Source organism: Streptomyces sp. TM32, assembly GCF_004122755.1.
GTDB classification, from domain to species: Bacteria; Actinomycetota; Actinomycetes; order Streptomycetales; family Streptomycetaceae; genus Streptomyces; species Streptomyces sioyaensis.
The window spans coordinates 1-7,727 of the sequence record NZ_SDIG01000239.1 but is presented as its reverse complement, the minus strand read 5'-3'; the positions used below and the strand labels follow the sequence as shown (position 1 = coordinate 7,727).

Annotated in this window: 6 protein-coding genes; 4 read left to right on the top strand and 2 right to left on the bottom strand. The window is 75.0% G+C overall.

Features of this window, described 5'->3' with window-relative positions; genetic code table 11:
- Positions 1 to 47 precede the first annotated feature (47 nt).
- The 3 genes from EST92_RS29960 to pcp all read left to right on the top strand — a co-directional run bounded on the left by EST92_RS29960 (position 48) and on the right by pcp (position 2,073).
- Complete coding sequence (locus tag EST92_RS29960; protein ID WP_343283820.1) at positions 48 to 746, top strand: N-acetylmuramoyl-L-alanine amidase; 699 nt, start codon at positions 48 to 50, stop codon at positions 744 to 746.
- A gap of 133 nt (positions 747 to 879) precedes the next feature.
- Positions 880 to 1,191 (top strand): hypothetical protein, encoded by a 312-nt coding sequence (locus EST92_RS29955; protein WP_216849141.1) that lies wholly within the window; start codon positions 880 to 882, stop codon positions 1,189 to 1,191.
- Between the two features lie 213 nt (positions 1,192 to 1,404).
- The gene (gene pcp, locus EST92_RS29950; RefSeq protein ID WP_129283830.1) at positions 1,405 to 2,073 is read left to right on the top strand and encodes a pyroglutamyl-peptidase I; all 669 of its coding nucleotides are present in this window, start codon (positions 1,405 to 1,407) and stop codon (positions 2,071 to 2,073) included.
- A gap of 89 nt (positions 2,074 to 2,162) precedes the next feature.
- On the opposite strand, the gene EST92_RS29945 is transcribed toward pcp, so the two are convergent.
- A complete protein-coding gene (locus tag EST92_RS29945; protein ID WP_129283829.1) occupies positions 2,163 to 3,332 on the bottom strand; it encodes a cysteine desulfurase family protein in 1,170 nt (389 codons plus the stop codon).
- A gap of 219 nt (positions 3,333 to 3,551) precedes the next feature.
- Between EST92_RS29945 and EST92_RS29940 the strand changes: the two genes are divergently transcribed.
- Positions 3,552 to 4,433 (top strand): alpha/beta hydrolase, encoded by an 882-nt coding sequence (locus EST92_RS29940; RefSeq protein ID WP_129283828.1) that lies wholly within the window; start codon positions 3,552 to 3,554, stop codon positions 4,431 to 4,433.
- Here EST92_RS29940 and EST92_RS31270 read toward each other — a convergent pair.
- On the bottom strand, positions 4,423 to 7,727 hold a 3,305-nt coding region (locus EST92_RS31270), incomplete at its 5' end, for an SAV_2336 N-terminal domain-related protein (protein WP_275540907.1). The two genes, EST92_RS29940 and EST92_RS31270, sit on opposite strands and share 11 nt — an antisense overlap.

The following is a 7,727-nucleotide window of genomic DNA, read 5'->3' as shown; positions in this document are numbered from 1 at the left end:
GCGTCATCCTCCACGGCGGGCCCCTCCGGTCCGTACCGTGTGTCGCTTTGGCCGCGCCCGGGGTGACGCGACGGCGGGCGCTGTGGATCGGGGGCGGCTCAGTGGTGGCCGCCGGGGCCGCGGCCCTCGCGGCGCGGGACGAGCTGGCGCACTGGTGGTGGCGGCTGCCGGGGAACGACAAGCCGCGGACGGCGGGCGAGGTCGACTTCCGGGGCGCGCAGTGGGTCGCGGCGTCCCCGGAGAACTACCGGCGGGCGGACCGGCCGGCCGATTACGAGATCGACCGGGTGGTCGTCCATGTCGTCCAGGGCAGCTTTGCGACCGCGCTGAAGGTCTTCCAGGATCCGGACCACGAGGCGGGCGCCCATTACGTCGTCCGCAAGGACGGACACGTGGCTCAGATGATCCGTGAGCTGGATGTGGCGTTCCACGCCGGGAACCGCGGCTACAACGAGCGGAGCGTCGGGATCGAGCACGAGGGGTTCGTGGACCGGCCGGAGTCGTTCACCGCTGCCATGTACGCGTCGTCGGCACGGCTGACGGCGGGGATCTGCCGCCACTACGGCTTTCCGGCCGACCGGGAGCACATCGTGGGGCATGTGGAGGTGCCGGGGACGGATCACACCGACCCGGGGCGGCACTGGGACTGGGACCGCTATCTGCGGCTGGTCCGGGCCGAGCTGCGCCGGGGCGCACGGGCGACGGAGCGGCCGCCCCTGCGGAAGGGACAGCCGGGGCCGGGCTGATCCCACAGGAACACCGCGGGAGCAGTTGCGGGGCGGCCCTCAGATCCTTTCGTTCAGCTCACCGGAGAGGTACAGGAATTCGGTTTGCTGGCGGTCGCGCATCGGCCAAGCTGGGGCGATGCCTTGCAGAATCATGTTCGTGCAGCTCAAAACGGGCTACGGCACCGACCGCGGACCCTCGTGGATCGGGTGGGTGGACTTCTCCAAGAGCTGGAAGACCGCCTACTTTCACGGGCGGACGCTGCGGCGCGCTACGGGTCTCGGCTTGTCCGACGCAAACTTCTACGACGTCGAAACCGGTGAGGAATTCTGGCTCTCCGGCCCTGAGCGCGACCAAAGCGACACACGGTACGGACCGGAGGGGCCCGCCGTGGAGGATGACGCCGCAGACGCTTACCGAGCGTTTCTCCAGGGGGCGCCACTTCCCGGCCGGGAGGACGGCTAGATGTACTTGGCCATGAGGTTGGTGACTCGCGTCCGTAGTTGATCAAGAAGGGGCCTCCGGGCGTAGTGGAGATGCCTGTCTTCACCACAACCGGAGGTCTTGATGGCCCACGCTAATGCCCGGCTGGCGGGGTAGAAGTGCCGCAAATACCCTGAAAAGCACGTGACCGCCAACGGCACCGCCCGCCTGCGCTGAGGGGACGGAGGGTGACGAGTGACCAAAGTGCTGGTATCGGGCTTCGAGCGGTACGGCACGACGCCGATCAACCCGGCGCAAGGCGTCGCCGAAGCGCTCGACGGTACGGAACTCGACGGTGCCACGATCACCGGGCTGGTGGCACCGAGCAGGTGGTTCGACTGCATCGACGTCGTCGCCGAGGCCGTCAACCGGACTGCTCCACACCTGGTGTTGATGCTGGGCGAGTACGGCGGAAGGTCGATGATCACCGTCGAGCGCATCGCCCAGAACTTCAATGACTCCGCCCGCTACCGGGTCGCCGACAACAGCGGGCGGCTGTTGGAGGGCGACCTCACCGACCCGGACGGCCCGGTGGCGTACTGGTCGACGCTGCCCCTGCGCGCGATGGTCCTGGCGATGCGTGCGGCCGGCATCCCCGCCGACATCTCCGACGCGCCGGGCACGCTGATGTGCAACCACCTCATGTACGGCGTGCTGCGCCATGTCGCCACCCACGGCCTCGCGACCCGCACCGGATGGCTCCATCTGCCCCACCTCCCCGAGGTTGCCGCGCTGGACATCAACCTCGGGGCACCGAGCATGTCGCTGGACACGTCGACCGCCGGGGTCCGTGTCGCCATTTCCGCGGCGCTGGAGCACGCGGACGATGTGCACGACCACGTGCACTCGCGGCTCCAGATCTGAGCTCCCGGGAGGAGGCGGGTCGGGGGGCGGAAGCCGAGCTGCCGCTTGCGGCCCCAGGGCCCTTCCGACCCTGATCCATCGGGCAGGCCCTAGCTCAGCCCCGCGCTCCTGGCGCGTTCCACGACCGGGCCGATGGCCGCCGCCAGGGCCGCCACGTCCTCGGCCGTGGAGGTGTGGCCCAGGGAGAACCGCAGGGTGCCGCGGGCGAGCTCTGGAGACATGCCGGTGGCCAGCAGGACATGGCTGGGCTGGGCGACGCCGGCGGTGCAGGCGGAGCCCGTCGAGCAGGCGATGCCCTGGGCATCCAGGAGGAGCAGCAGGGAGTCGCCCTCACAGCCGGGGAAGGAGAAGTGGGCGTTGGCGGGAAGCCGGCCGGCCGGGTCCGGGTCGCCGCCGAGGACGGCTTCCGGGGCGGCGGCGCGGACCGCCTTGACCAGGTCGTCACGCAGCGCGCCGATGTCGCGGGCGAAGTCCGCGCGGCGGGTGACGGCGCACCGGGCGGCGGCCGCGAAAGCGGCGATGGCGGGGGTGTCGAGGGTGCCGGAGCGTACCTGCCGCTCCTGGCCGCCGCCGTGCAGCACCGGCACCGGGGCGTACTCACGGCCCAGCAGCAGGGCACCGATGCCGTACGGGCCGCCGATCTTGTGGCCGGAGACGGTCATCGCGGCGAGCCCGGACGCGCCGAAGTCGACCTCCAGCTGGCCGACCGCCTGCACCGCGTCCGCATGCAGCGGGATCTCGAACTCCGCGGCCACGTCGGCGAGTTCACGGACCGGCTGGACGGTGCCGATCTCGTTGTTGGCCCACATGACCGTGGCGAGCGCGACGTCGGCGGGGTTGCGGGCGATGGCCTCGCGCAGCGCGGCGGCCCGCACCCGGCCGTAGGCGTCGACCGGCAGCCATTCGACCCGGGCACCCTCGTGCTCGGCGAGCCACTCCACGGCGTCGAGGACGGCATGGTGCTCGACGGGGCTGGCGAGCACCCGGGTACGGGACGCGTCGGCGGCCCGGCGTGCCCAGTACAGGCCCTTGACCGCGAGGTTGTCGGCCTCGGTGCCGCCCGCGGTGAAGACGATCTCGCTCGGGCGGGCGCCGAGGGAGGCGGCGAGGGACTCGCGGGCCTCCTCGACGGTACGCCGGGCCCGCCGGCCGTCGGCGTGCAGCGAGGACGCGTTGCCGGTGACGGTCAGCTGGGCGGTCATCGCCTGCACCGCCTCCGGGAGCATCGGGGTGGTGGCGGCGTGGTCGAGGTAAACCATGGTGCCCACGATTCTACGAGCTGGCACGACGGGCTCCGGGGGCGCATCCGCCGCGCGCGGAAGCTTCGCGAGGCGGGGCCCTGGTGCGCTCGCCGCGGGCGGGGTGCGGGATCCGCTCGTCCCGACCGCCGTGCGGGGCCCACCGCGGGTCCGCCGGTACCCCCCGACGCGCCTCCACACCCCTCGACACCCAGGTAAGGAGTCACTAGCCTGACGGTCATGACCGACTGGCTTCTGGACCGTACGTTCCGCACCGCGTCGGGCGACGAGGTGCGGTGGGCCGTGCTCGGGGCCGGGCGGGCGCAGGCGCCGGCGGTGGTCCTGCTGCACGGGACGCCGTTTTCGTCGTACGTCTGGCGCGGTGTCGCCCGGGTCCTGGCCGCGCGGCACCGGGTGTTCGTCTGGGACATGCCGGGGTACGGCGCCTCGCAGCAGCGGGCCGGGCAGGATGTGTCGCTCGGCGCGCAGGCCCGGGTGTTCGGGGAGTTGCTGGAGCACTGGGAGCTGGCCGGGAACCGGTCCCGGCCGGCCGTCGTCGCGCACGACTTCGGCGGCTGTGTCGCACTGCGGGCGCATCTGCTGCACGGCGCCCGGTACGAACGGCTGGTGTTGGTCGACCCGGTGGCGCTGGCCCCCTGGGGCTCGCCCGCCTACCGGTTGCTGGGGGCGCACCGCGAGGTGTTCGGGCAGCTGCCGCCGGAGCTCCACCGGGCGCTGGTGCGGGAGTACGTGTCCTCCGCAAGTCACGTCGGCCTGCCCCCGCCCGTCCTCGACCGGCTGGTCGAGCCCTGGTGCACGGACGAGGGGCAGCCGGCGTTCTACCGCCAGATCGGGCAGAACGACCAGCGGTTCACCGACGAGATCCAGGGGCGGTACGGCGAGATCGCGCTGCCCACGCTGATCTGCTGGGGCGCCCGGGACACCTGGATCCCGCCCGCCAAGGGCCGCGAACTGGCGGCCCGCATTCCGGGCTCCCGCCTCCGACTGATCGAGGGGGCGGGACACCTCGTGCAGGAGGACGCCCCGGCGGAACTGACCGCGACACTGGGCGAGTTCCTGCGCGAGGTCAGCGGTTCGGGGCGCGGCGCGCCTACCGCGTGAGGCGGCGCCCGAGGGTGCGGACGGCGGTGACCGCCTCGGCTGCTCCGGGCTCCGCCGCCGTGAGCGCGTCGGAGGTGGTGAGCGTCTCCAGGGCGGCGCGCAGGCGCTCCAGTCCGGCGCGCGGCGCCCGGCCCGTCCGCTCCATGTCCCGGACGTGGCCGGCGAGTTCGGCCTCCAGGGAGTGCAGGGAACCCTGGATGTCCCGGAAGCCCAGGGAGTCCGGGGCGCCCGGGGTGTCCTGGGTGCCCGGCGGGGCGACGGAGCCGGCGGGGTCGGCGGGCTGGCGGCCGGGCTCCCCGTCCGCGTCCCGCAGTCGTAGCTGATCGCTGAGGGTGCGGACGGCCGCCGTCAGATCGCGCAGCGTCGTGCCGGTGCGGGCGGTCTCCGCGGCGCGCGAGAGCCCCGGGCGGTGCGGGCCGACCGCCGACGGAGACGGCTTCTCCCGGAGCAGCGCGCGGAGTTCGACGGCCTGCGGGGCGCCGAACTCCTCCAGGACGGCGAGCGCCTCGCGCCAGTGTGCCCGGGCCCCTTGCTTGTGCCCCAGGGCGGTCTGGGCATGGCCCGCTGCGGTCAGGGCGTCGGCCCGCCACCGCTCCCCGCCCGGCACAAGCAGCCGCTCCGCCGCGTCCGCGGCGGCCGTCGCCGCCTCGCCGGGCCGGACCAGGGCGACCATCGCCTCGGCCATCCGGCAGCGGGTACGCCCCGCCCACAGGCGCTGCCGGTCCTCCTCGAACAGGGGCATGGCCCGGGAGAGTTCACGGAGCGCGTCGGTGGGCCGGCCGGCCGACGACAGCGCCGCGGCGAGGGCGTAGTGGCCGTGCGCGAGCCGCGGGGAGCCGCCGCCGGCGCCGCGGTGGAGGCCGATGGCCCGCTCGGCGAACAGCACCGCTTCGTAGCTGTTCCCGGTCGCCGCCCAGAGCCGGGCCAGCGCGCCGAGGACGAGGGCCTCGCCGAGCTCGTCGCCGCGGCGCCCGCACTGCTCCCATGCCGCGGTGAGATGCCGTTCCGCGGTGTCGTGCCGCCCCTGCTGAAGGGCGGTGATCCCGCGCACATACGGGGCCCGGAAGCGGGTCAGCGGATCCCCGCAGCGGTCGGCCAGCTCCGCCGCACGCCGCGCCTCGGCCTCGGCCTCGTCGGCCCTGCCCAGCGCGAGGCAGGCCTCGGCCAGCGCCAGCCGGGCGCGGCCCCCGGCCCGGGCGTCACCCGCCCCCGCCGCCCGTGCCGCCACGGTCCGGGCGGCCGGCTCGAAGGCGGCGGAGAGCGCCCCGCAATCCGCCGTCGTCCCGGCGAGCAGCAGGAGGTCGGCGGCGGTCCGGACGGTCCGCGGGGAGCGGACCACGGCGCGGCGGACGAGGGCGAGCAGCCGCGGCAGCTCCTCGGCCCAGGCGGCCAGGGCCTTGGTGCGGTCCTTCGTCGTGGGCAGGGGGCCGGGGGACGGGACCCGGGCCAGGTCCTGGAGCATCCGCTCACCGGGGTACCGCAGTGCGTACATCTGCCGGCCCACGGCCAGATACCAGGTCAGCAGCCGCGACAGCGCCGCATCCCGCGGCGCGGACGGCAGCTCGCGCCCGGCGGCCTCGCGGGCCGGGCCCCGCACCTCGTCGGCCAAGTGGTGGCGGTCGGCGGCCGTTTCCCGCAGGGCGCCGGCCGCCACCAGCTCGTCCAGCAGGGCACGGGCCCGCGGGGCGGCCTCGTCCAGCAGCGCGGCCGCGGCGCCGAAGGGGAGGCCGGCGGGCGAGGTGTCCGCGAGGTCCGCCAGCGCGAGCAGGCGGACGGCCCGGCGCGCGGGCGCGGACAGCTGCCCGTCGAGCCGCGGGAGCGCCGGCTCGGGGCGGCGCTGCGACGGCACCACACGGTCCGGCGGGCCGGGCACCGCGCCCCCCAACCGCTCCAGCACCGGGCTGGCCAGGACGGCGAAGGCCCGCGCCGAGGCCTGCAGCCGCAGCTCCCCGTCCTCGTCGCCCATCAGGACCGGGAAGTCGGGCAGCCGTCCCATGTACGGCTCCAGCGACCGGCCGACCGCCTCGACGACCTCCACGGCCGCCTCCGCGCCCAGCCCGCTGAACAGCAACTCCCGTACGCCGGGGCGGAAGTCGTAGACGGGCTCGGTGGCCGGGCCCGGTGGCGGTGCGCCCAGGGCGCGGTCCAGGGTGTGTGCGGCGGAGGTGTCCCGGGCCCGGTCGGTGCGCTCCAGGAGGCCGCCGAGCAGGACTTCCGCGACATGGGTGGGGCCGGCGTCGCCCATCGTGGCGGCGCGCACCAGCTGCATCAGCGGGGTGGTCAGCGGGCGGACGGCGGAGAGGCGGACCGCGAGCCGGTAGGCCTCGGGGGAGAACGCGCCGCGGAAGTGCGCCAGCAACTCCTCGGCGCTGCCCTCGGGCCGGTCCGGCCCCCGGTGCCCGGGCAGCTCGTCCAGCAGCACCGTGTCGATCAGATGCGGCACTCCGGGGCGGGTGAGCAGACCGGCCCACTGCTCCAGCGCGGACGCGGTCGGATGCAGCACGGGCAGCGCGAGCACCCCCTCCGCCTCCGGGTCGCGCTCACCGCTGAGCGGGTCGCAGACGAGGAGCCGGCCGAGGCCACCGAACTCGGCGGGCGCGGCCAGCAGCCGGGGCCGGGCGTCCAGGGCGGTGCCGCGCCACAGCCGCCGGGGCAGCGGGTTCACGACGGCCAGCGGGCCGCAGCTGCCCCACGCGGTCAGGGCACGGACGGTCTGCGGGCTGCGCCATCCCGGGCTGGTGCCGTCGGTGAGCAGAAAGGTCACCGACGCGCCCGCGGACCGCCGCCGGTGCACCGGGCCGGCGGGGTGCCGGGGGTCGATCCGCTGGATCCGGACGGAGCGGAAGACCGTGCTCCGGGCGAGCAGCGCGCGCAGTTCGGCAGCGAGCGGCCCCCATACCTGCATGGCGGCCGAGCAGTCCACCAACAGCACGGCCGACCAGCGCCGTTCCTGCTCCGGGCGGGAGACGACATCGAGGAAACCGGTCTCGGCGGCGAGCCGGACGGTGGCCTCGACGTCGGTGACGGTGCGGTGCGGGTGGTCACGGGACCTGCGCAGCGGGCGCAGGGCCCGGCCCAGCTGCTGGGCATCGGGCAGTGCCCGCCCGCCGGGGACCCGCGCGGGACGGGCCCGGTCCGTGCCGGGCGCACCGCCGTCGCTCCCCCAGGCGTACAGCGCGCGCCGACGCGGGCCGGGCGGCGTCAACGACCCCGTGGATTCGGCAAATAAGGAGTCACGGGAGGGATCCGAGGAAGTGGAGGAAGCCGAGGAGTCCGCGGGCGGCGCAGGCGGCG

Bases quoted from the DNA above. Each gene is read 5' to 3' on its own strand.
- EST92_RS29955 (WP_216849141.1), top strand. From the start codon at position 880: ATGTTCGTGCAGCTCAAAACGGGCTACGGCACCGACCGCGGACCCTCG.
- EST92_RS29945 (WP_129283829.1), bottom strand. From the start codon at position 3,332: ATGGTTTACCTCGACCACGCCGCCACCACCCCGATGCTCCCGGAGGCG.
- EST92_RS29940 (WP_129283828.1), top strand. From the start codon at position 3,552: ATGACCGACTGGCTTCTGGACCGTACGTTCCGCACCGCGTCGGGCGAC.